The sequence below is a fragment of the Robiginitalea rubriflava genome (assembly GCF_052540725.1).
Window position 1 is genome coordinate 441488 of record NZ_CP199309.1, and the last position, 23079, is coordinate 464566.

Genomic DNA, 23079 nt, shown 5'->3' on the forward strand with positions numbered 1-23079 from the left:
GTTGGTCAAAGATTTATTGGGATTTCGCAAGGGATTGTATCCCCTGTTTTAAAATCTGCCCGAAGCGGTACATATCTTCGTAGGAGCAATAAAAAGGAGCCGGGGCCAGCCGGATAACATTCGGTTCCCGCCAATCAGTAATCACTCCGTTTTGCATCAGATAATCGAACAAGGGCCTTCCCTGCCCGTGCAGGAAAACCGAAAGCTGGCAGCCTCTGGATGCCGGGGTGATAATCTCAAAACGACTGCTTACTTCCGCGTCAATTTCATGAAGGATGAATTCCAGGTAGGCAGTGATTTGGTTACGCTTTGCAATAAGGGCTTCCATTCCGACGGCTTCGAAAAGCTTTAAGGAAGCCAGGAAAGGGGCCAGGGAAAGGATAGGCGGGTTACTGAGTTGCCAGGCGTCCGCGGTTTCCATGGGGTCGAATTCGGGGTTCATCATAAAACGGCTTTCCTTCTTATTTCCCCACCAGCCTTCAAATCTCCGGATATCATTTTTACCCAGGTGTTTTTTATGAATAAAAACCCCCGATGCATTGCCAGGGCCGCTGTTTAAATATTTATAACTGCACCAGGAAGCAAAATCTACCTCCCAGTCATGCAGAGAAAGCCTTACATTCCCGGCGGCATGGGCCAGGTCCCAGCCCACCATACAACCATTATCCTTACCAACCCGGGTTATGGTCTGCATATCGAGCACCTGCCCGTTGTAGTAGTTAACCCCGCCCACCAAAACAAGAGCAATCTCGTCTGAATGCGCTTCTATGGCATCTGTAAAATCTTCTGTGGTCCAATGGTGTTGCCCGGGCTTTTTGCTCACCTCAATAAGGGCATCATCAGGATCGTAGCCGTGAAATTCCAACTGGCTCTTGAGCATATACTGATCCGAGGGAAAAGCTTTCTCCTCACAGAGTATTTTGTAACGTTTCCCTTCAGGCCGGTAAAAGGAAACCATAAGCAGATGCAGGTTTACCGTAAGTGTATTCATAACGGTAACCTCTTCTGCGGAGGCCCCTACAATCTCAGAAAGCGGGCCTGCCAGCAATTCATGGTACTCCCACCAGGGTTTCTCGGCATAAAAGTGGCCCTCTACAGCCAGTTCTTTCCAATCCTGCATGACCTCATTTACATACTGTGCAGCACTTTTGGGTTGCAACCCCAGGGAATTACCTGTAAAATAAATTACTTCTTTGCCATTAACTTTTGGGAAATAAAAAGATTCGCGGTAATCGCGCAAGGGGTCTGCCGCATCCAGACTACGCGCATATTCAAGGGTATTTTCAAAATTCATAGAGCCATTTTGCGTAAAAATACAACGAAGCGTTCAATATCAGGTCCAGATCTTTAAAAAGACCCCTGCCTTACTCCTCCCGCAAACGCATCTCTATCAGGTGTCGGGAAAAACCGACCTTTTGGTAGGCCCTTATGGCGGGAAGATTACCTTCATATACGGTAAGGCGGAACTCCTTTAAACCCTGCTTCCTGGCCCATTTCTTTAAATCGGCAATCAACAGGCCATTTATCCCTTTGCCGCGATGTTCGGGCACGGTGTACATAAACCCTAAATAGGCATAGAATTGGTGATCCAGATAGTGCCTGGGAACTTTCTTTTGCGCATATCCGGTACTGACGACTTTTTGGTTCGCTTCTGCAAGCAGGAAATGACAATCCGGGTCGGTAATTAAGGCCTGCAGGTCGTAATAGTGTACCGGGTCCTGGCGGATGGTAGGGTCAAAGGGACGCTCATCCCGGATTATTCCCTGTTCCATTTCACGTAATGAGGGTAGATCCGAAAGTGTTGCCGGGCGGATTTTTATCTTCATAACAGACGGGCTTACTAAAACTAAGGTAGCAAGGATTTGAGTAATTTTGCAAAAACAAACGGCATGCATTTTCTCTCTCCCGATCTGGAACAGTATATAGAGTCTCATAGCGAAGCGGAACCAGCTCTATTAGCTGCCCTGAGCCGCGAAACCCACCTGAAGGTACTGCGCCCGAGGATGATAACCGGACATTATCAGGGAAGGGTGCTGAGCCTGCTCTCCCGCCTGGTGCAGCCAATGCATATCCTCGAAATTGGTACTTACACAGGCTATTCTGCCCTATGCCTTGCCGAAGGACTGCAAAGCGGTGGCAGCCTGCATACCATTGACGTTAACCCGGAACTGCAGGATATACAACAGAAGTATTTTCAGAAAAGTGACTACGCCGATCAGATTACCAGCCATCTTGGGGAAGCCCTGGACGTGATTCCGGAGCTTAAGCAAAAATTTGACCTGGCCTTTATCGATGCCGACAAGGCTGAGTACCCGGACTATTTTGAAGCCGTTTACCCTAAGATGAACAAAGGGGGGATGATATTACTGGACAATGTATTGTGGTCTGGAAAAGTTGTGGAGCCGCTGGATAAAAAGGACAAACCTACCCAGATCCTGCTGTCATTGAATAAGAATTTACAACAAGACCCCAGGGTGCGTACGGTCTTACTCCCAATACGGGATGGGCTTACTGTATGTACAGTGCTCTGAGGCGGGCGAACCCCTTATAGAACATGATGGCCAGGAGTATTCCCACCAGCGCCCCTACCAGGATATCCAGCGGATAATGCACTCCTACATATATCCGGCTGAAGGCAAACAGCAAAGGCCATAAAAAAAACAGGAAGGCCCACTGAAACTTAGGCCTCAAAAACAGAAACACCAGTGTGGTGAGCGAGAATGAAGAAGAAGCATGGCCTGAGAAAAAACTGAAACTCACAGGGTTGCGCAGTATCCGTATCAGGGTATTTACCTGTTGATCATTATTGGGCCTAAGACGGGCTACCATTTCCTTTGTAAAATCCGTGAACCAGAGTACAAAAAGCAATAGCAATACCGAGGTAATTACCATCGCCAGCCCCTCCCGGATCGGATATTTCAAGAGCAGCAATGCAAAAAATAAAAGGAATAAAGGAATCCAGGTAGTAATATCGGTTACAGCCGTCCAGAAACCGTCATATTTTTCTATGCCCAGGCTGTTGAGATAGATAAACGCCTCCCGGTCCCATTGAAGCAAGCGTTCCAGCATAACAACTATTTACGGCGAATGGTACCCCCTACGTCGTCCAGGTTCTTTTTGACTTCCTTCAGGTCTTTCTCAATATCTTCGGTAAAAGAGGTATCTATACCCTGCTTCTCAGCACTTTTGTGTATTTCCCTTTTGATGTCTTCGGTGGCGTCTTTGAGTTGTCTCATCCCCTTGCCGAGGCCTTTGGCAATACCCGGGATTTTATCCGCGCCAAACACCATCACCACTATAAAGAGGATAAAAAATATTTCCGCCCCGCTGATAAACAAAAACATCATACTCATGGCACAAATATACATAAGAATCTATCGCCAAATAAAAAGTCCCGAAGGAGCTTCGGGACTTTTTTTTACTTATGTTGGCTTTATTTGCCCTTTATGTTCTCCTTAAACTGTTCAAATTCCGAAGGCTGATCCTTCTTCGGCCAGCTGTTGTTGGTAGTATCTATATCCGCAGTTTCAGCTTTCGGATCTACAACAATCCCCACCAATTCCTTTTGGGAGGAAATTACGCGGCTTACCTCATCATCATTTTTCCTCCAGATTTCAGGAGGATAGGTAATCTGCTCAGTAGTGCCGTCTGCATAGGTATATTCAACAATAAGCGGCATGGGGATCCCACCCGGCTTATCAAAAGTGACCTGATAGAAATACTTGGGCTCCTGTACCTGTGCACGTTCCTGCTCGGTCATGTTATCCATCATAAAGGCCTTGAGTGGCTGAGATATCTCTGAGGGTGATTTTCCCTTAAGTTCTGGATCGAAATCCTCGCTATCTTCTTCTGCCAGATATACCAGCGGAGGCAACTGATCCTCAGTAATATTATTAGCTGCCAGGTACTCACGCATCTGTGCAGTGGGCTTGTCTGAAACGTAATACTTCTTAACGCCCTTAACTCCAATATCCACATAATCGGTGGTATAGAACCAGGACCTCCAGAACCAATCCAGATCAACAGCAGAAGCGTCCTCCATGGTGCGGAAGAAATCCTCCGGGGTAGGGTGCTTAAATTTCCAGCGCTGCGCATAGGTCTTAAATGCGTGGTCAAACAACTCACGCCCCATAACGGTTTCCCTGAGGATATTCAAGGCCGTTGCTGGTTTAGCATAGGCATTAGGCCCCAGCTGATAAACGTTTTCAGGGTTCGACATGATCGGTGAGATGGTAGATTGATCTCCTGCCATGTAGGGAACGATCTTGGAGGGATCTCCCCTTCTGGAAGGGTATTTCTCGTTCGGGCTGATGGCTTCCGGGAAGGTTTCCCCGAATTCCTGTTCCGCCAGGTATTGCATAAAAGTATCCAATCCTTCATCCATCCATCCCCACTGACGTTCATCCGAATTGACGATCATGGGAAAGAAATTATGACCTACTTCATGTATAATTACAGAGATCATCCCGTATTTGACCCGGTCCGAATAGGTCCCATCTTCATTTGGGCGCCCGTAGTTCCAGCAGATCATCGGGTATTCCATTCCCTGGTTTTTAGCGTGTACGGAGATGGCCTTGTGGTAAGGGTAATCAAAAGTGTGGGATGAGTAGGTTTTCAAGGTGCTGGCAACAGCCTTGGTGGAGTACTCTTCCCAAAGCGGGTTCCCTTCTTTTGGATATAGTGAAACGGCCATGACATCTTTTCCGCCAATTTTTACTGCCTGCATATCCCAGATAAATTTCCTGGAGGTTGCAAAACCGTAGTCCCTGACATTTTCCGCCCGGAATTTCCAGGTCTTGGTCTTTTCTGAAAAACCTTTCTCGGCTGCCTCGGCCTCTTCCTGGGTAACGATTATCACCGGTTTGTCATAAGATTTCTTAGCCTGCTCATAACGCTTCATCATTTCCTTTGAAAAAACCTCCTTGCGGTTCTGCAGTACTCCGGTTGCATCCAGCACGTGATCGGCAGGCACTGTAATGTTAACATCGTAATTCCCGAAGGGAAGGGCAAATTCCCCACTGCCCCAGAACTGGTGGTTTTGCCAGCCTTCTACGTCGCTGTAAACAGCCATCCGGGGAAAGAATTGCGCAATTACGTAGGCCCGGTTCCCGTCTTTAGGAAAATACTCGAAACCAGAACGAGCCCGGTTTACGGTATGATCCGGGATGTTGTACCACCATTTAATAGAAAAGGAAACCGAAGACCCGCTTTTCAGGGGTTCTGCGATATTCACCCGCATCATGGTCTGGTTGATGGTATAAGGGATCGGCTTGCCGGAAGCATCTCTAACGTACTCAATATTGAAACCACCATCAAAGGGTTCTGTCATGTATTCTCCAGTAAAACTTCCTGTACGGTAGGCCAAGGGAACTCCTCCGCCATTCCTCAAAGGAGATTTGGAGTCTTTAGCCCTTACATTCTGATCCAGCTGAACCCAAAGGTATTCCAGAACGTCCGGGGAATTATTGTAATAGGTAATGGTTTCCTCTCCATAGATGCGCGCATTGCGGTCATCCAGAGTAATATCCATTTTGTAGTCTGCCTGCTGCTGGTAGTAATCCGGCCCGGGGGTTCCGGAAGCAGAACGATAGGTGTTGGGGGTGGCAAATTCCTGATATAATTGCCGGAACTTGCTCTGGTTGGTATGCCCGGGCTCCTTTTTGGTCTCGGTTTCCTGCGCAAAAACTAGGGCGGAAGAAACAAAAAAGAGTGCGGCAAAAACGTACTTTATCTTCATCATTATAACTTGGTTTTTAAGGTGGCCTAAAATATAAATTTCAGCCGGTTTTCAGGGGTTCCTGCTCAGAAGTTTAACATTCCTTTATTATTCCCCCGGATCAGGACTACACTTTTCTTGCTTCCCAGGATGTTGAAGTGAACCAGATTCTTTTGTTCCTCGAAAAGGTCGGTCAAAACTTCATTTTCAATTCCCACCGATTCCAGGGCGGCTTTTTCAATCCCGCTTACTTCCATATAGCAAATGAGCAGGTCATTTTCATACCGTGTACCCAGGAATTTGTAATCTTTTGCTGCGCCATTTACCGTAAGCTTGAATTTAGCCTTAAAGTACTTTTCAATGTAGTCATTTGACTGCGCAGATTCCCTTGGAGTTGCCAGGCGGGCCCTGAAATCGTATCGCTCCAGGAGTACTGCATCCATATCGTCTATAAATACCCGACTGATCATTTGAATCGCCTGTTCCTTTTCAGAGTAATCTACATTGGTAACACTTACATAAAACTTGTGCAGGCCGCTCAGGACGGTAACCGTCACCAGCAGGGCAAAAAATCCACTTTTTAAGGTTGTTATCATCACGTATTTTTTCAGTATTTGAGTTTACAAAAGCTGTGCCAGGCCTCTTTTCCTCTCCTTTTCCCTCAACTAATCCAGGGCATTGAATTCTCGATAATCTTCGCTTTTCCGCCGGAAAAAAGCCCACAGCCTAAGCTGATCACCATTATCGGCCAGGTTTTCAAAGTTGGGATCCACCTCGCAAAAATATTTGAAATCTTCCAGGCGGTCATCCGGAATTACAAGTTGTTTTAATAAGAGGCTATCCGGATAAAGCAGCCAGGTACGCCTGGCTTTTTCATAGGCCCTGTCGCGGGCCAGCCTTTTTTTAAGCATTTTCGTCCTCCCGCTGATGCCATTGATTATCGGGTTTAAGGGGATTAACCCGCTTCCGGTGGTCGCTTCATACAATTTTCTTTCGGTTTGTGTCTTCACCTTAACATAGGCATTCGGCAATCCGAGGGATATTGAAGAAATAGTCTCCTCTACAGGCAGGTTCTCAAGATCTTTGTCCAAATCCCCACTCAGGTTGTAAGGCCTCAGCACTACTTCATCCAGTTCATTTACGAAGGGTTCCACAGGCACCAGCAATAAACCTGCTTCAAGGTGTTCCTGCTTAATAATCAGTGTTTTACGCTTATATTGAACGGCAGAAAAAAGCAGGGTATCCCTATGGCTTACTTCAATGGAGAAATAACCACCGGCATTCGAGATGGTCGCATCCCCGGAAGTAAGGTTGATAATATGCAAATCGGGAATCCCTTCCTCCTGCTCTGTGACCCGTCCTGAGAGTTGTCTGGCCGGCAAGGGGGAATCCTGTGCGTATACTTTTCCCTGAAGGCTAAGTGTAAACAGAAGCAGAATGCAGAAAGCAGGTCTAATCCTGAAGGCTGTTGCGGAAGGACTCACTGTTACTTACAAGGAAATCTATCAGTTGGAATTCGTTCTCTTTACGGAGCAAGGTTCTTGGCGGCAACTGCTTATCGCAATAGACCAGGAAGGAGTCAATCTGATCCTGGGGAATACTCAAATCCTGGACAAAAAAGCTGTCATCATATACCTGTCGCAACACCTCACTTACCTTCAGAGGTTCAGCTGACTGGTTTTTATCACCAGCAATTCCCTTGGCCAACAACTTAAAGATGCTGACAAAATTCAGTCCGTACTGCATGCCCCTGACTGTTTGGTCTTCAGCAATATTTACCACTTCTGTGGTTTGGTCCGTTTCGTAGTCGAATTGTTTGAAATCCTCATTTTTGAGTTGCAAAAAGGCCTCCTGGTTTTCAGGACTTACCACCACTTCATCCAGCTCGGTTACCTTCTCGTTGACCTCAACCACCAGGCGGTTATTTTTAATAATTTCCTCTGTAATGGTTATTATTTCAAGTTGAAAATTAAGGGCCATAAAAATCAACTCATCCCCGGCTTTTACCTCGATGGCATAATTGCCTTTATCATCGGTTATGGTAGCCGTTTCGGCAGTAGAATTAATGACATTTTCATTGGGAACACCCCCGCCCCTATACAATACCGTCCCCCGGAGCAGTTTGCGCGAATCCTGAGCAGAAAGCTGAAAACACACAAACAAAAGGCCGGTTATCAAAACAAATTTCCTCATTAGTGTTCGGAATATTACAATACCATAAATTAAGAACATCCCGACCGAAAAAAAAATACCTGCCCCTTAAACTTATGTTAATCCTGGAATATACATGCCGGTGGTTATTGGGATTAGAGCCGTTTTGCCTAATTGATAGGGATTTAGGGCCGTAACTGGTGTGCCAGCAGGCCATTATACTGTTTTCAACCACAAAAGGCGGTAATTCACAACAAATACTGGGCACCTTGAGACCATAATCTTATTTTTGTTTACAATGGAAATTATAAATTTCTGTTAGAAATCCGGTTGCCAGCCGGAGGGGTCCCTGACAGGGCCCCGGCCAAAACAAACTATGCCGTATGAAACTTAAAAGCTGTTTAATTCTGTCTATGCTCCTTTTGGGAACGCTGATGCAGGCCCAGGTAAAAATCGGGGACAACCCCCAGACCATTGACCCCGCCTCCCTGCTGGAGTTGGAAAGCCGTGATAGGGTGCTGGTCATCAGCCGGCTTACCACTGCCGAAATGAATGCACTGGTCCCACTGCCCGGAGCCTTTATTTACAATACGGACGAAGCCTGTATACATTACTACGACGGAGTAGAATGGATCAATGTCTGTGATGCCTTTCCTCTGATCTTTTCCACAGCCCCGGTAGTAAACCCGGATACCACCATGGTACTGACCCAGATTGGCGATACGCTGCATTTTGAAGTGGGGCAGATAACCGGGAACAACATAGTGGATTTCAGTATTAACGGGATCGATATTCAGAATAACTCCATCAACATCGACAAGCTTGCAGACAGTTCTGTCGGTACCGATGAACTCTCAGACAATGCCGTAACGGACGAAAAAATTGACCTGATTGATGTAACCCTGGCCGATTTTATCAATGATGCCGGTTATCTTATCAGTGCAGACCTCGTAAGTACAGACGCCGGAAACGATATTGTACTGGGCAGTGACAATGGAGTTTATTACGATGCAGAACCCCTGGAAACGGCCATTGCAGCCCTGCAGACCCAGACCGCTACCATTAACCTGACCGATAACGGGGACGGCACTTATGATTTTACCGACCCGGATGGGAATGTACAGCAGATTAACACCAATAACCTCACCGTTACCAACCTGGTTACGGGCAATGTAATCGCCACCCTGAGCCTTGCAGACGGAACCAGTTTTACAGTCAACGAAACGATAACTGACCTGAGCCAGGATTTAGGAAATGGTAGAATTACTTATACTCAGGAAGGAAATACGACCCAGGTAGTGGAAGTAACAAGTGCTGACACCGGAAATCTACTAAGTACCGGCACTGATGGAGGGAGCCTGATCACTAAGGCCGATATTGCCGCCACAGAAACCACCACGGATCTGAGTCAAAACCTGACTACTGGACAAATTACCTACACCAATGAAGATGGAGTTTCTCAAAACGCAGAAATTACCAGTACAGATGCAGGAAACCTGTTAAGTACCGGCACTGATGGAGGGAGCCTGATCACTCAGGCCGATATTGCCGCCACAGAAACCACTACGGATCTGAGTCAAAACCTGACTACTGGACAAATTACCTACACCAATGAAGATGGAGTTTCTCAAAACGCAGAAATTACCAGTACAGATGCAGGAAACCTGTTAAGTACCGGCACTGATGGAGGGAGCCTGATCACTCAGGCCGATATTGCCGCAACGGAAACCACTACAGATCTCAGTCAAAACCTGACTACTGGACAAATTACTTATACCAATGAAGACGGGACTGCTCAAAACGCTGAAATTACCAGTACAGATGCAGGAAACCTATTAAGTACCGGCACTGATGGAGGGAGCCTGATCACTCAGGCCGATATTGCCGCAACGGAAACCACTACAGATCTCAGTCAAAACCTGACTACTGGACAAATTACTTATACCAATGAAGACGGGACTGCTCAAAACGCTGAAATAACCAGTACAGATGCCGGAAACCTGTTAAGTACCGGAACGGACGGCGGAAGCCTCATTACACAAGCCGATATTGCCGCCACAGAAACCACTACGGATCTGAGTCAAAACCTGACTACTGGACAAATCACTTATACCAATGAGGATGGGACTGATCAAAACGCTGAAATAACCAGTACAGATGCAGGCAATTTACTACTTACCGGTTCGGATGGGGGAAGCTTGGCCAATGCAGCCTCCCTTATCAGCACAGATGCCAACAATGACATAGTATCAGGGGCTGACGGGGCTTTATTCCTTGACGAAACCGACGATCAGGTTGCCGCAGAAGTTCCTTACGATGATTCGGTTACTTTGTTAGGTGCCGCGACTGTTCAGGAGGCTATAGAAGCCGTAACCGGTGGAAGTTCCGATAATCAACAAATTATTACAGATGGGACGCCCGGGAATATTGAGATTGAAAGGGGAAATATTATAACGATTAATACCGATGATGCAGACCCGGATCCCACCAATGAGCTTTCACAAACAGGTAGCGGTTCTCCGGTTGGGGCCGGAACTAATACGGGGGAAACCTATGTAGATACGGATAATGGGCAATTATTCGTTTGGGACGGTGCAAGCTGGATCCCCGTAGGCGGAACCAATGCCGTGGACAATGATCCTGACCCGCTAAATGAGCTGCAAACCCTAACTTCTGCTGATGGTTCCGTTATATTAACTCCAACTGGGAATGATTATGACCTTTCTGTGGATGGGAGTGAAACCATCATTACTCCCGGGGCCAATATTGGAGTAAGCGGTACCGGAACATCCGGAGATCCGTATATTATTAGTGGAGCCCTGGTGGAGGTTGATGGAGATGTTACAAACGAATTAAACACCGCCTTTGGCCTTGCAGGTACTACTCTTTCGGTCACCGATGCCGGGGGAACCTTTTCCGAAGACCTGGATGCGACCTTTGCCACTGATGCAGAACTGGCTGCCCTCTCCGTGGATGATGCCGATGCCGATGCCACGAACGAATTAAACACCGCCTTTGGCCTGGCAGGCACTACCCTTTCCGTTACCGATGCCGGGGGTACCTTCTCTGAAGACCTGGATGCCACCTTTGCAACCGATGCTGAACTGGCAGCGCTCTCCGTGGATGATGCCGATGCCGATGCCACGAACGAATTAAACACCGCCTTTGGCCTGGCAGGCACTACCCTTTCCGTTACCGATGCCGGGGGTACCTTCTCTGAAGACCTGGATGCCACCTTTGCAACCGATGCTGAACTGGCAGCGCTCTCCGTGGATGATGCCGATGCGGATGCCACGAACGAATTAAACACCGCTTTTGGCCTGGCAGGTACTACCCTTTCGGTCACCGATGCCGGGGGAACCTTCTCTGAAGACCTGGATGCGACCTTTGCTACCGATGCAGAACTGGCTGCCCTCTCCGTGGATGATGCCGATGCCGATGCCACGAACGAATTAAACACCGCCTTTGGCCTGGCAGGCACTACCCTTTCCGTTACCGATGCCGGGGGAACCTTTTCCGAAGACCTGGATGCCACCTTTGCCACTGATGCAGAACTGGCAGCGCTCTCCGTGGATGATGCCGATGCCGATGCCACGAACGAATTAAACACCGCCTTTGGCCTTACAGGTACTACCCTTTCGGTCACCGATGCCGGGGGGACCTTCTCTGAAGACCTGGATGCGACCTTTGCTACCGATGCAGAACTGGCTGCCCTCTCCGTGGATGATGCCGATGCCGATGCCACGAACGAATTAAACACCGCCTTTGGCCTGACCGGGACTACCCTTTCGGTCACCGACGCCGGGGGGACCTTCTCTGAAGACCTGGATGCCACCTTTGCCACTGATGCTGAACTGGCAGCCCTCTCCGTGGATGATGCCGATGCAAGTCCTACAAACGAATTAAACACCGCCTTTGGCCTTGCAGGTACTACTCTTTCGGTCACCGATGCCGGGGGAACCTTTTCCGAAGACCTGGATGCGACCTTTGCCACTGATGCAGAACTGGCAGCGCTCTCCGTGGATGATGCCGATGCCGATGCCACGAACGAATTAAACACCGCCTTTGGCCTGACCGGGACTACCCTTTCGGTCACCGACGCCGGGGGGACCTTCTCTGAAGACCTGGATGCCACCTTTGCCACTGATGCTGAACTGGCAGCCCTCTCCGTGGATGATGCCGATGCAAATCCAACAAACGAATTAAACACCGCCTTTGGCCTGACCGGGACTACCCTTTCGGTCACCGACGCCGGGGGGACCTTCTCTGAAGACCTGGATGCCACCTTTGCAACCGATGCAGAACTGGCAGCCCTCTCCGTGGATGATGCCGATGCCGATGCCACGAACGAATTAAACACCGCCTTTGGCCTGACCGGGACTACCCTTTCGGTCACCGATGCCGGGGGTACCTTCTCTGAAGACCTGGATGCCACCTTTGCCACTGATGCTGAACTGGCAGCGCTCTCCGTGGATGATGCCGACAACGACCCCACAAATGAACGAAATACTGCCTTCCAGATAAATGCTGGGAATTTAGAGATTACGGATTCCGGGGGAACACTGACTGTACCCCTGGCAAGTCTTGGAACCGATGATCAGGACGCCACCGAAGTAAGCTTAAACCCAGCTTTTGATGTAGATGGAGACCTTGCCAACGAAACCAATGTACAGGAGGCCCTTACGGATTTGGCAGCTATTGCCGGTACGAATCTGGCCAATACGGAATTAACCCAGACTATTTCTACCTATCGTACCTATGATATCAATGGAGGGGATTTGGTCTTTACAGGAGGCATTGGCGAGAATTTTGGAATTGGTTCTGTTTTTAGTTTGGTAAGCCCCCCGTCAGAAAAATTGGATGTTGACGGGAACGTAAGGGCTAGATTGCGTTTTGTTTCGGGTTTCGGATCACAAAGTGACCCAAATTTTGGCTTTACTCAGGAATCCACACGAAATACTGGTATGTTTCGTTTGGGCGAAAATCGTATTGGCTTTGCTACCGGGGGTACCCTGGCAGTTTCTATTAATGATCGTTCCGCTGAAACCGCCAACACCAATTCCACCTTGGAAATAAATGGCTCATTGGCACCTGCCCTTACCACTACCAGCGGTGTTTTAACCTTAACAGATGCACACCATACAATCATAATTGCAAATAGCGGACATTCGATTACCTTGCCCGCAGCCGGAACAGCAACCAACAGGATGTACATTATCAAAAATCCAAATATAGGCGCCACCACTATAAGCTCTTACCTTAATGAAACCGGGGCTGCAGATACACAGGTCGATGCGCAGTCCGTACTTTGGTTACAGTCTGACGGTACCAACTGGCAGCAAATCAACTAATTCATGCATAAACTGGTCTACATACTGTTTTTTAGTGGGTTGCTTGGAATGGCCCAGCCTGCCCTGCAACACTACGGGAATATGCAGCTGCACGACGGGGCCAATGTAGGCTTTCACACCAATTTTATCAATGAGGGGCCTTTTGCGGCCAATCCGTCCCTGGTAGGCTTTTATGGGGATATCCCGCTTTTTGTGGGCGGTTCGCTCTCCCCTATGGTCTACGACCTGGAGATCGCCAACATCTTTGGGGTGGATCTTGAAACCGCTCTGACAGTTGAGAATAACGTCAATTTTATTGACGGGGATTTCCGTACCACCCGTTCCCTTTCCGACCAGTATCTTGGACTGCTGCAGGATGCCTTTACGGTAGGGGCCGGAAATAACTCCAAAGTGAACGGTTTTGCGCTGGCCATCAACAAACAGGAAATAATCTTTCCGGTGGGGGATGCCACTGAATACAAAGGCCTGACCCTGCAGGGAGAAAGCGTGTATTCCCTCTCCAGATGTGCCTATTTCCGGGAAGACCCGAATAACCCCAGCATCTACCCCGCCTTTCGTACAGACCTGAGGCCCAGGACCGTAGGCGCAGTGAGTACCTTCGAATTCTGGCGGCTGGAAGGCAGCAGCCCGGGTACCATAACCCTGTCCTGGACGCCTACCTCTAACATTGCGGCCCTCACCCCCAACTGGGAGGATGTGGTGCTGATGGGATGGAGCAAGCAGGGGGGGCGCTGGCTGGAACTGGGCACGGCAACCGTTTCCGGGGATCTGAATAATGGTTTTGCGATATCCGAAACCTTTGTCCCGGATGAATATGAAATTATCACCTTTGGCAGCCGGGCCCAGCCCGAGGAATTGCTTACCATTCCAAACTTCTTTATGAGTCCTGACGGGGATGGCATCAACGATTTCCTGTATATAGAAGAGCTGGAACAATCCCCGAACAATAACCTGCAGATCTATGACCGAAACGGCTTAAAGGTGTTCGAAATGGATAATTACACCAATGAATTTGTGGGTGTCGCCAATGTGGACGGTATCATAATCAACAGGGAAAAAGGACTTCCCGAAGGGGTGTATTTTTACCTGATCCGCATGCTGGACCTGGGGTTGGAATATCAGGGTTTCCTGTATCTTGACCGATAACATCCTTTCTGTTTTTAGTCGTTCAATAACATCTTTTATCGGTATTTTACCAGGTCTTATCATTTCACCACAACCTGAGCTGCGTTCACAACATTTCCCCATCAAACCCCTTTAGTAGCGGTATTTTTGAGTAAGAAAGAATTGATCCGCATGCTCCCAAATACGACAAAGAAACTTCTCCTGCTTATTACCAGCCTTTTTTTGGTTGTGGCTGCAGAGGCCCAACTAAAAGTCGGCACCAATCCTGACCGGATAGACCTCAACTCCTTGCTGGAACTCGAAAGCAAGGACAAAGCCCTGGTCCTTACCCGGGTGAACACTCAGGAGATGAATGCCATGCAGCCTTTGCAGGGTGCACTGGTGTACAATACAGAAGCAAAATGCCTTTATTTTTTCGATGCTACTGAATGGCGCAACCTCTGCGCAGGGGGTGGCACTGCAGGTGACTTCCGTTTTATCGATAACAATGACGGAACCTTTACCATCATCTATCCGGACGGAAAGACTTTTACCTCTCAAGACCTTACAGGACCGCAAGGACCCGTTGGCCCCGCCGGAGCTGTTGGGCCGCAAGGACCAGCAGGACCAGCAGGACCAAAAGGAGATAAAGGAGATCAGGGTGATATCGGACCGCAGGGACCAAAAGGAGATAAAGGCGATCAAGGTGACGTGGGACCACAGGGACCCGCCGGAGCCGATGGAGCTATGGGACTGCAAGGACCTAAAGGAGACAAAGGTGACCAGGGTAACGTGGGACCGCAAGGACCTGCCGGAGCAGATGGAGCTATGGGACCGCAAGGTCCAGCAGGGCCTAAAGGAGACAAGGGAGATCAAGGAGACAAAGGTGAAAAAGGTGATCAGGGAGATGTCGGGCCACAAGGACCTGCCGGAGCTATGGGACCGCAAGGACCAAAAGGGGACCAGGGAGACGTTGGACCGCAGGGACCAGCAGGAGCTGATGGTGCTGTTGGACCGCAAGGACCCCAAGGTGACAAAGGTGACCAGGGAGTCGTAGGACCACAAGGACCTATCGGACCCGCCGGTGCAGATGGAGCGATGGGGCCACAAGGACCTCAAGGGCCAAAAGGTGATAAAGGAGAGCAGGGAGACATCGGACCGCAAGGGCCTGTAGGACCCGCAGGAGCAGATGGAGCTGTTGGACCTCAGGGATCGCAAGGACCCAAAGGAGATAAAGGTGACAAAGGAGATCAGGGAGATGTCGGTCCACAAGGGCCTAAAGGTGATAAAGGCGATCAGGGAGACGTTGGACCGCAGGGACCTGCCGGAGCAGATGGTGCTGTTGGACCGCAAGGACCCCAAGGTGACAAAGGTGACCAGGGAGTCGTAGGACCACAAGGACCTATCGGACCCGCCGGTGCAGATGGAGCGATGGGGCCACAAGGACCTCAAGGGCCAAAAGGTGATAAAGGAGATCAGGGTGATATCGGACCGCAGGGACCTGCCGGAGCTGATGGTGCTGTTGGACCGCAAGGACCCCAAGGAGACAAAGGTGACCAGGGTGACGTGGGGCCGCAAGGACCTAAAGGTGATCAGGGAAATGTCGGACCGCAAGGACCTGTAGGACCCGCAGGAGCAGATGGATCTGTTGGACCTCAGGGATCGCAAGGACCCAAAGGAGATAAAGGTGACAAAGGAGATCAGGGAGATGTCGGTCCACAAGGACCCGCCGGTGCTGATGGAGCTGTTGGACCCAAAGGCGACAAAGGGGACCAGGGGGACGTTGGGCCGCAAGGACCAGTAGGACCCGCTGGAGCAGATGGCGCTATCGGGCCACAAGGGCCTGCCGGACCAATGGGACCTGAAAAAAACCTGGCAACAGATGACCTGACACAGGATCCTGAAACAAGGACTTACAACCTGAATAATCAGAGTTTAGGATTTACGGGGGGCAGTGTTGGGATTGGCAATAATACCCCCAACTCCACCCTGCAGGTGACAGGATCATTCTCTTCTCCCATCCGCGCGACTTCGGTAAACACCAGTTTAACCGTAAACGATTTTACGCTGATCATGAATACAAAAAATCTAACGATTACAATACCTGCAGCAAGCAGTTGTCAGGGAAGGATTTATATTCTCAAAAATATGTCGAATGGAGATAATTTTCTGAACGTCAACTATTTGAAAGATGATGGAAACACAGAGAATAAATTGCAAAAAAGCAAAATCTATTGGTTGCAAAGTGACGGAACCAATTGGCATCAAATATCCAGGGATTAAATTGATTCGATCAGCACAAAATTTTCAGGCTAACAGACAACAATATTTTGAGTAGAAACAGACCCATAAAGCCAGACATAGTTATCGCCCTGATACTTTTGGGGTTGGGAAGCGCATTGTACTCCCAGGAAGCGGTTCAGAATTACGGAAATGTAAAACTGCATTCCACCGGCCAATTGGGCTTTCATTCAGACCTGATCAACGATGCCCGGTTTGAAAATGAAGACAACCTGGTTGGTTTCTACAGTCAGACGAGTCCGATTACCATTTCAGGAAATTATATCCCCATCCTGCACGATGCAGAATTTGACGCCAAACCTGGACTAATCCTTGATGTACCCGTGGAGGTAATCAATAACGGTAATTTGATTTCCGGGGACATCCAAACCTCCAGGGAAATAAGTGTTCAGTTCCTTTCCTTTACAAATGATTCCTTTTATACCGGAGAAAGCAGCGTCTCCAAAATAGATGGGTACGGAGCAGTCCGCAACAAGCAGGATTTTACATTTCCGGTTGGGGATGCCAGTCGCATCCGGCCGCTTAGTATCACTTCCATGGCCATACAACCCCAGGTTAAATGTGCCTATTTCCCAGAAGACCCCAATAGTCCGAAAAGCCTTAACAGCAGCTTTGAGACTTCAAAAACATCGGATGGCCATTTACGGGTCAGCGATAAGGAATTCTGGCGGTTAGAAGGAGGTATCCCGGCAAAAGTTACATTAAGCTGGGACGTATATAGCAATGTAGCCGGTCTGGCGGAATTCCTGACAGAACTCAAGGTAGTTGGCTGGAGCAAAACAACGCGTCAATGGGTCAATCTGGGGAATACGGAGGTAAGCGGAGGGCGCGATTACGGTACCATTACTTCTGACTATTTTGTGGCAGACGAGTATGAAATTCTGACCATTGGCGGGAACGATGATACCCTGGCGCAATACAAAACCTTTGAGCTGGATAATTACTATCTCTCCCCCAACGGGGACGGAAACAACGAAACCCTGGTAATAGAACCGGTCTTGGATGCCCCCAATAACACGCTTCAGATCTACAATCGATATGGGCTTCTGGTTTACAAAAAAGACCGCTACAACAATGATTTTGACGGAAAATCGAATTCTGATCTCTCGGTAAACAAAGATGCCGGACTGGAAGACGGTATCTATTTCTACATTATCACCTTCCACGATTTACAGGAACGACACCAGGGATACTTTTACCTGACCAATTAAACGACTATATAAAAGCCTGCCCTCTTTTTTTATTACCTTAGTATTGCAAAGGCTTATCAACTATTGGAGCCAGTCAAAACAAGAGGAATGGATAGAAGAAAGTTCGTAAAAAGAACCGGCTTATGCAGCCTGGCCCTGAGCCTGCCGCAACTGCCCTTATGGAGCCAGGATCAGGAATTCAGTACAGATGAATTAACAGGAAAAGCCGTGTTGGACTTATACGGGGAAGGAATCAACCTCAGGAAGGAAGCCCATGATGCCTTTGTTCGTATGAAAAAAGATGCCTATCAGGATGGCATTGATATAAAGGTGGTGAGCAGCTACCGCAGCTATGAACGGCAGCGAAGTATTTTTGAACGCAAATACGTATCCTTTACCGAAGATATATCAGTAAGCCCCATTGAAGCCATTGACAAAATCGTGGAATATTCAACCATCCCTGGGACCAGCCGTCACCATTGGGGTACGGACGTAGACCTCATTGATGCATCCAAACCGAGTACGGGAGATGTTCTGGTCCCGGACAAATTTGAAGCAGGCGGGCCTTTTGAGGATTTTAAAAACTGGATGGATACCCACAGCGAGTCTTATGGTTTTTATTTGGTTTATACCGAAAACCCAAGGCGGAGAGGCTTCAAATACGAACCCTGGCACTACAGTTACGCCCCGCTGTCTGTCCCGATGCTGGCCGCAATGCGACGGTTGAATCTTCTCAGAATGCTGAAGAACGATGATTTTTTGGGAAGTGAACACCTGACCACGGGTTTTATCCAAACCTACATTCGGGATAATATCCTGGACATCAATCCTGAACTTCTATAACACATATGTTTTATAAATTTTTCTAATAGGATATGCGCAGAGGTAGCTGGAAAATCCGCATCCTGATTGGAGTATTGATCATTGGCTTTGCCTATGTGCAAAGATGCAGCAACCAGGAAGAAAACCCTTTTACGGGCAGGGTGCAGACTATCAATATGGATACCGAGCAGGAAATCGCCATCGGCCTGCAGGCAGCTCCTGAAATTGCCGGGCAGCACGGAGGCCTCTACCCCGATGAGCGTTTGCAGGCCGTGGTGGATGCCGTGGGAAAACGCCTGGTACAGAACAGTGTGGCCCGGGAAACCCCCTATAGGTATGAATTCCATTTGCTTGCCGATGAACGCACCATTAACGCTTTTGCACTGCCCGGAGGTCAGGTATTTATTACCTATGCCCTGTTTTCGAAATTAAATGAAGCGCAACTGGCCGGGGTGCTCGGACATGAAATTGGGCACGTAATCGGGCGGCATTCCGCTGAACGCATTGCAGAAACGGATTACTGGAAAACTGTTGCCATGGGTGCTTCGGTAGGAGCCGATATGGGGAGTGTGGTAGCCAGTTACGGCCAGAATACCCTGCTGCAGAATGGCAGGGAAGATGAGTTGGAGAGTGATGATTTGGGGGTTTTGTTTATGATACAGGCAAATTACCCCCCGGAAGAACTTATAGCGGTAATGCAAATTCTTAAAAAAGCCGCCGGCCCGGATCGACCGCCGGAATTTCAGAGTACCCATCCGGACCCCGACAACCGTATCCGGAGGATTAAAGATGCCATTGCCAAATACCGCTCTTAACAATTAAACCCTTCCAAGAAGTTTGCTGTCATTTTTTTTGTATCTTGGCAGCATTCCCAAGCTTATTATTACCTCCAATTTAACCCTTATAGCTTTGTTTTAATTCATTAAAAGAAACTATATGGGAACACTATTACACTTTAAACACGTCTATTTACACGCTTTCGATGATTGCAAGCCGGTTTATCTGGTGATTTTACTGAAAGCGTATTCCGTCTTTTGTGCCCTGATGCTTGTTATGGCATTATATGCCTTTATATACAGGGCTGCCACCGGATTTGATTTTTAATCCGGATACCTCCTATCCGGAAACCAATAAATAAAAGAAGCTTCAATAATAAACCCTGACGACTTGCCAGGGTTTTTGATTGATGAGTAAACTCCTTCCGATTTCACAGATTTTTTTGGCTTAACATACGATATTGAGCGCCTGTAACGGCTTACTCCCTATTCAATATACTCGAACCTTACATAAATATAGACCATTACGACGGCTGTATGTTCCCTCCTTAACACTTAAATAACGAAACTTTATCAGCCAAAACGTCACCATACTTTCATTGACGGTTTTAGCCGCAGCCTGTTTCCCAATTTCCAAAAAGTATCCCAAATTACTGGCTTTTCGCTCTAATTACCAGTATTTTTGAGTTTTGCAAATCTTGTGCAGCATGAATAAAAAAGTAATTTTAATGATACTGGATGGCTGGGGCATTTCCCCGGACCCTGAGGTATCAGCCATAGCCAGAGCTAATACGCCCTTTGTAGACTCCCTTTATAAAAAATACCCCAATGCCACCCTTCAAACAGATGGGATGAATGTTGGATTGCCGGAAGGCCAGATGGGAAATTCGGAAGTGGGTCATATGAATCTTGGGGCAGGGAGGATAGTATATCAGGACCTGGCCAAGATCAATCTGGCTGTGCAAAAGAATGAGCTCGCAAAAGAACCAGTCCTGAAAGAGGCTTTTGAATATGCAAAAGCAAACCAGAAGGCTGTACACTTCCTGGGCCTTTTAAGTGATGGCGGGGTTCATTCACATATCAATCATTTAAAAGGACTCATCCGTGCTGCCGAGGATGCTGGCGTTCCTGCTTCATTTGTACATGCCTTTACCGATGGCAGGGATGTAGACCCGAAAAGCGGAAAATCATTTGTTTCCGAGCTGCAGGATTTTATAAAAAATACTCGTACAAAACTGGCCTCTGTGGTTGGGCGTTACTACGCCATGGACAGGGATAAACGCTGGGAACGGGTAAAAGAAGCTTATGACCTGCTGGTTCATGGAAAGGGTTCTCCTTCAAATAACATTGTCAAAAGCCTTGAAAAAAGCTATTCAGAGGAGGTTACGGATGAATTTATCAAACCAATTGTAATGACGGATGCAGACGGGTCTCCCGTAAGCACTATCAAGGATGGGGATGTAGTGATCTTTTTTAATTTTCGCACCGATCGGGGCAGGGAACTCACTGAGGTATTGAGCCAGCAGGCCCACCATGAGCAGAATATGCACCCTTTAAAGCTGCATTATGTCACCCTTACCAATTATGACGATTCCTATAAGGGAGTCCTGGTGGTATACAACAAGGAAAATATCAGGGACACCCTGGGTGAAGTCCTTTCAAAAGCGGGCAAAAAACAGATCCGTATCGCAGAAACCGAGAAATATCCGCATGTGACCTTTTTCTTTAACGGGGGCCGTGAAGTTCCTTTTGAAGGTGAAGAACGAATCCTGTGTCCTTCCCCAAAAGTGGCCACCTATGACCTCAAGCCTGAGATGAGTGCCTATGAAATAAAGGATGCCATTATTCCTGAATTGAAAAAAGGTGAAGCAGATTTTGTTTGCCTGAATTTTGCCAATCCGGATATGGTGGGTCATACCGGGGTAATGTCTGCCGCCATTAAAGCCTGTGAAACAGTAGACAGTTGTGCCGAAGCCGTCATTGAAGCTGGCCTTGAAAACGGCTACAGTACGCTGGTGATAGCAGATCACGGGAATTGCGATACCATGATAAACCCCGATGGCAGCCCAAATACCGCCCATACAACCAATCCGGTCCCATTGATCCTGGTAGATCCGGACAGAAAAGCCATACAGTCGGGGGTACTGGGAGACCTGGCCCCCACCATCCTGAAAATAATGGGCATTCCCCAGCCTGAATTAATGACTCAAAAGCCTTTAATATAATATGGTACGAAGCTTATACGCCACCATCATCCTTCTTCTTAGCATTATTCTGTTCAATTGCAAAGCCCAGCCCAAAAACACTGCTGTCCGTCAACCCGATGGGAATTCGCAGATACTGGTAGGTACCGCCAACATAGACTCCCTGCTAACCAGGCCATTCGGGAGCTGGTTTGTCCCCAACCTGGAAAATTACCAGCCCAATCCTGAAAAAGTTGAAGCGCTGGAGCCCCTGCTGGAGGACGTGGACATTCTTTTATTTATGGGTACCTGGTGCAAGGACAGCAAAAGGGAGGTACCCCGCTTCGTCAAGATCCTACAGGAAGCAGACTATCCCGTAGAAAAGGTCAGGGTTATCATGATGACACGCGACAAAACTACTCCCCAGAATTATGAAAAGGGTTATGGGATCACTAATGTTCCAACTATCATTTTTAGTAGGGAGGGTACCGAAATCAGCCGAATTGTGGAATATCCGCTTGAAGACATGGAAACGGATATGCTTAAAATCTTAAGCGGGCAGGCCTATCGCCACGCTTATGACTGGGACTGATCTTTCCTGTAGCTGAAGTGCGTACAGCCCAAAGATGTTGATTATCTTTGCCAACTATGATAATCGTTAAGACAGCTGAAGAAATTGAACTGATGCGGGAGAGCGCCCTGCTCGTTTCCAAAACCCTGGGAATGATTGCTGCGGAGATCAAACCCGGAGTCTCCGGCCTGCACCTGGATAAACTTGCCGAAACTTTTATCCGCGACCATGGTGGTGTACCCGGTTTTTTAGGGATGTATGATTTCCCAAACACTTTGAATATAAGCCCAAATGCCCAGGTAGTACACGGCATCCCCTCCAATGAACCTTTTCAGGAAGGAGATATTATCTCTGTAGATTGCGGTGTTTTAAAAAATGGGTTCTACGGAGACCACGCCTATACTTTTGAAATAGGGGAAGTGGCATCTGAAACTAAAAAGCTATTGCAGGTTACCAAAGAATCCCTCTATATAGGCATTGATGCTTTTAAGATAGGCAACCGTGTAGGGGATGTGGGCTATGCAATACAAAATTACTGTGAGAGCCACGGGTATGGGGTGGTACGGGAATTGGTGGGCCACGGGCTTGGCAAGGACCTGCACGAATCGCCTGAAATGCCGAACTATGGCAAAAGAGGCCGTGGGAAAAAATTTGTTGAAGGCATGGTAGTGGCTATTGAACCCATGATTAACATGGGGACCCGGCGTATCAAACAACTAAAGGACGGCTGGACCATTTTAACGGCAGATGGTAAGCCCAGCGCCCATTTTGAACATGATATCGCGCTGATTGACGGCAAACCCCAACTGCTCTCAACTTTTGATTACATATATGAGGCCCTGGGCATCCAATCAGATGAAGAGAAGCCTTACCGGCAGGACCAAACAGTATAAGGACCTTCTTTATATACTTCT

General features: G+C 48.1%; 19 protein-coding genes. 11 read left to right on the plus strand and 8 right to left on the minus strand.

Going from position 1 to position 23079, the window contains the following annotated elements; translation table 11 throughout:
* Nucleotides 1–13: 13 nt before the first annotated feature.
* The gene (kynU, locus tag ACT6NU_RS02005) at nt 14–1294 is read right to left on the minus strand and encodes a kynureninase (protein WP_445382789.1); all 1281 of its coding nucleotides are present in this window, start codon (nt 1292–1294) and stop codon (nt 14–16) included.
* Between the two features lie 70 nt (nt 1295–1364).
* Nucleotides 1365–1826 carry a GNAT family N-acetyltransferase gene (locus ACT6NU_RS02010; protein WP_445382790.1) on the minus strand — a complete coding sequence of 154 codons (462 nt, stop codon included), beginning with the start codon at nt 1824–1826 and terminating at the stop codon, nt 1365–1367.
* 63 nt (nt 1827–1889) lie between these two features.
* On the opposite strand from ACT6NU_RS02010, the gene ACT6NU_RS02015 reads away from it, so the two are divergent.
* Nucleotides 1890–2531, plus strand: a complete 642-nt coding sequence (locus tag ACT6NU_RS02015; protein WP_445382791.1) for an O-methyltransferase — start codon at nt 1890–1892, stop codon at nt 2529–2531.
* Here the strand turns inward: ACT6NU_RS02015 and ACT6NU_RS02020 are convergent.
* The 6 genes from ACT6NU_RS02020 to ACT6NU_RS02045 form a co-directional block, all read right to left on the minus strand.
* Entirely contained in the window at nt 2509–3069 is a 561-nt protein-coding gene (locus ACT6NU_RS02020; protein ID WP_445382792.1) for a phosphatase PAP2 family protein, read from the minus strand. The genes ACT6NU_RS02015 and ACT6NU_RS02020 overlap by 23 nt on opposite strands.
* Before the next feature lie 5 nt (nt 3070–3074).
* Nucleotides 3075–3347: a Sec-independent protein translocase subunit TatA/TatB gene (locus ACT6NU_RS02025; RefSeq protein WP_445383820.1), complete on the minus strand. Its 273-nt coding sequence runs from the start codon at nt 3345–3347 to the stop codon at nt 3075–3077.
* 86 nt (nt 3348–3433) lie between these two features.
* Nucleotides 3434–5740, minus strand: a complete 2307-nt coding sequence (locus ACT6NU_RS02030) for a M1 family metallopeptidase (protein ID WP_445382793.1) — start codon at nt 5738–5740, stop codon at nt 3434–3436.
* Between the two features lie 62 nt (nt 5741–5802).
* Nucleotides 5803–6312, minus strand: coding sequence for a DUF6702 family protein (locus tag ACT6NU_RS02035; RefSeq protein WP_445382794.1), 510 nt, complete (start codon nt 6310–6312; stop codon nt 5803–5805).
* A 69-nt stretch (nt 6313–6381) separates the two neighbouring features.
* A complete protein-coding gene (locus ACT6NU_RS02040) occupies nt 6382–7098 on the minus strand; it encodes a hypothetical protein (RefSeq protein WP_445382795.1) in 717 nt (238 codons plus the stop codon).
* Between the two features lie 70 nt (nt 7099–7168).
* Nucleotides 7169–7909 carry a hypothetical protein gene (locus ACT6NU_RS02045; protein WP_445382796.1) on the minus strand — a complete coding sequence of 247 codons (741 nt, stop codon included), beginning with the start codon at nt 7907–7909 and terminating at the stop codon, nt 7169–7171.
* A 341-nt stretch (nt 7910–8250) separates the two neighbouring features.
* Here ACT6NU_RS02045 and ACT6NU_RS02050 point away from each other — a divergent pair, with 341 nt between their 5' ends.
* The 10 genes from ACT6NU_RS02050 to map all read left to right on the plus strand — a co-directional run bounded on the left by ACT6NU_RS02050 (nt 8251) and on the right by map (nt 23058).
* Nucleotides 8251–13218 (plus strand): beta strand repeat-containing protein, encoded by a 4968-nt coding sequence (locus ACT6NU_RS02050; RefSeq protein ID WP_445382797.1) that lies wholly within the window; start codon nt 8251–8253, stop codon nt 13216–13218.
* Nucleotides 13219–13221: 3 nt separating this feature from the next.
* The gene (locus tag ACT6NU_RS02055) at nt 13222–14364 is read left to right on the plus strand and encodes a gliding motility-associated C-terminal domain-containing protein (protein ID WP_445382798.1); all 1143 of its coding nucleotides are present in this window, start codon (nt 13222–13224) and stop codon (nt 14362–14364) included.
* Nucleotides 14365–14490: 126 nt separating this feature from the next.
* Nucleotides 14491–16605, plus strand: a complete 2115-nt coding sequence (locus tag ACT6NU_RS02060) for a spore surface glycoprotein BclB (RefSeq protein ID WP_445382799.1) — start codon at nt 14491–14493, stop codon at nt 16603–16605.
* 47 nt (nt 16606–16652) lie between these two features.
* On the plus strand, nt 16653–17834 hold the full coding sequence (locus ACT6NU_RS02065; RefSeq protein ID WP_445382800.1) for a gliding motility-associated C-terminal domain-containing protein: 1182 nt from the start codon (nt 16653–16655) through the stop codon (nt 17832–17834).
* A gap of 87 nt (nt 17835–17921) precedes the next feature.
* Nucleotides 17922–18656 (plus strand): M15 family metallopeptidase, encoded by a 735-nt coding sequence (locus tag ACT6NU_RS02070; RefSeq protein WP_445382801.1) that lies wholly within the window; start codon nt 17922–17924, stop codon nt 18654–18656.
* Between the two features lie 32 nt (nt 18657–18688).
* Nucleotides 18689–19450 (plus strand): M48 family metalloprotease, encoded by a 762-nt coding sequence (locus ACT6NU_RS02075; protein WP_445382802.1) that lies wholly within the window; start codon nt 18689–18691, stop codon nt 19448–19450.
* Nucleotides 19451–19571: 121 nt separating this feature from the next.
* The gene (locus tag ACT6NU_RS02080) at nt 19572–19739 is read left to right on the plus strand and encodes a DUF6747 family protein (RefSeq protein WP_445382803.1); all 168 of its coding nucleotides are present in this window, start codon (nt 19572–19574) and stop codon (nt 19737–19739) included.
* 379 nt (nt 19740–20118) lie between these two features.
* Nucleotides 20119–21636, plus strand: a complete 1518-nt coding sequence (gene gpmI, locus ACT6NU_RS02085; RefSeq protein ID WP_445382804.1) for a 2,3-bisphosphoglycerate-independent phosphoglycerate mutase — start codon at nt 20119–20121, stop codon at nt 21634–21636.
* A gap of 1 nt (nt 21637) precedes the next feature.
* Nucleotides 21638–22186, plus strand: a complete 549-nt coding sequence (locus ACT6NU_RS02090; RefSeq protein ID WP_445382805.1) for a thioredoxin family protein — start codon at nt 21638–21640, stop codon at nt 22184–22186.
* A gap of 56 nt (nt 22187–22242) precedes the next feature.
* Nucleotides 22243–23058, plus strand: a complete 816-nt coding sequence (gene map / locus ACT6NU_RS02095) for a type I methionyl aminopeptidase (protein WP_445382806.1) — start codon at nt 22243–22245, stop codon at nt 23056–23058.
* Nucleotides 23059–23079: the final 21 nt, after the last annotated feature.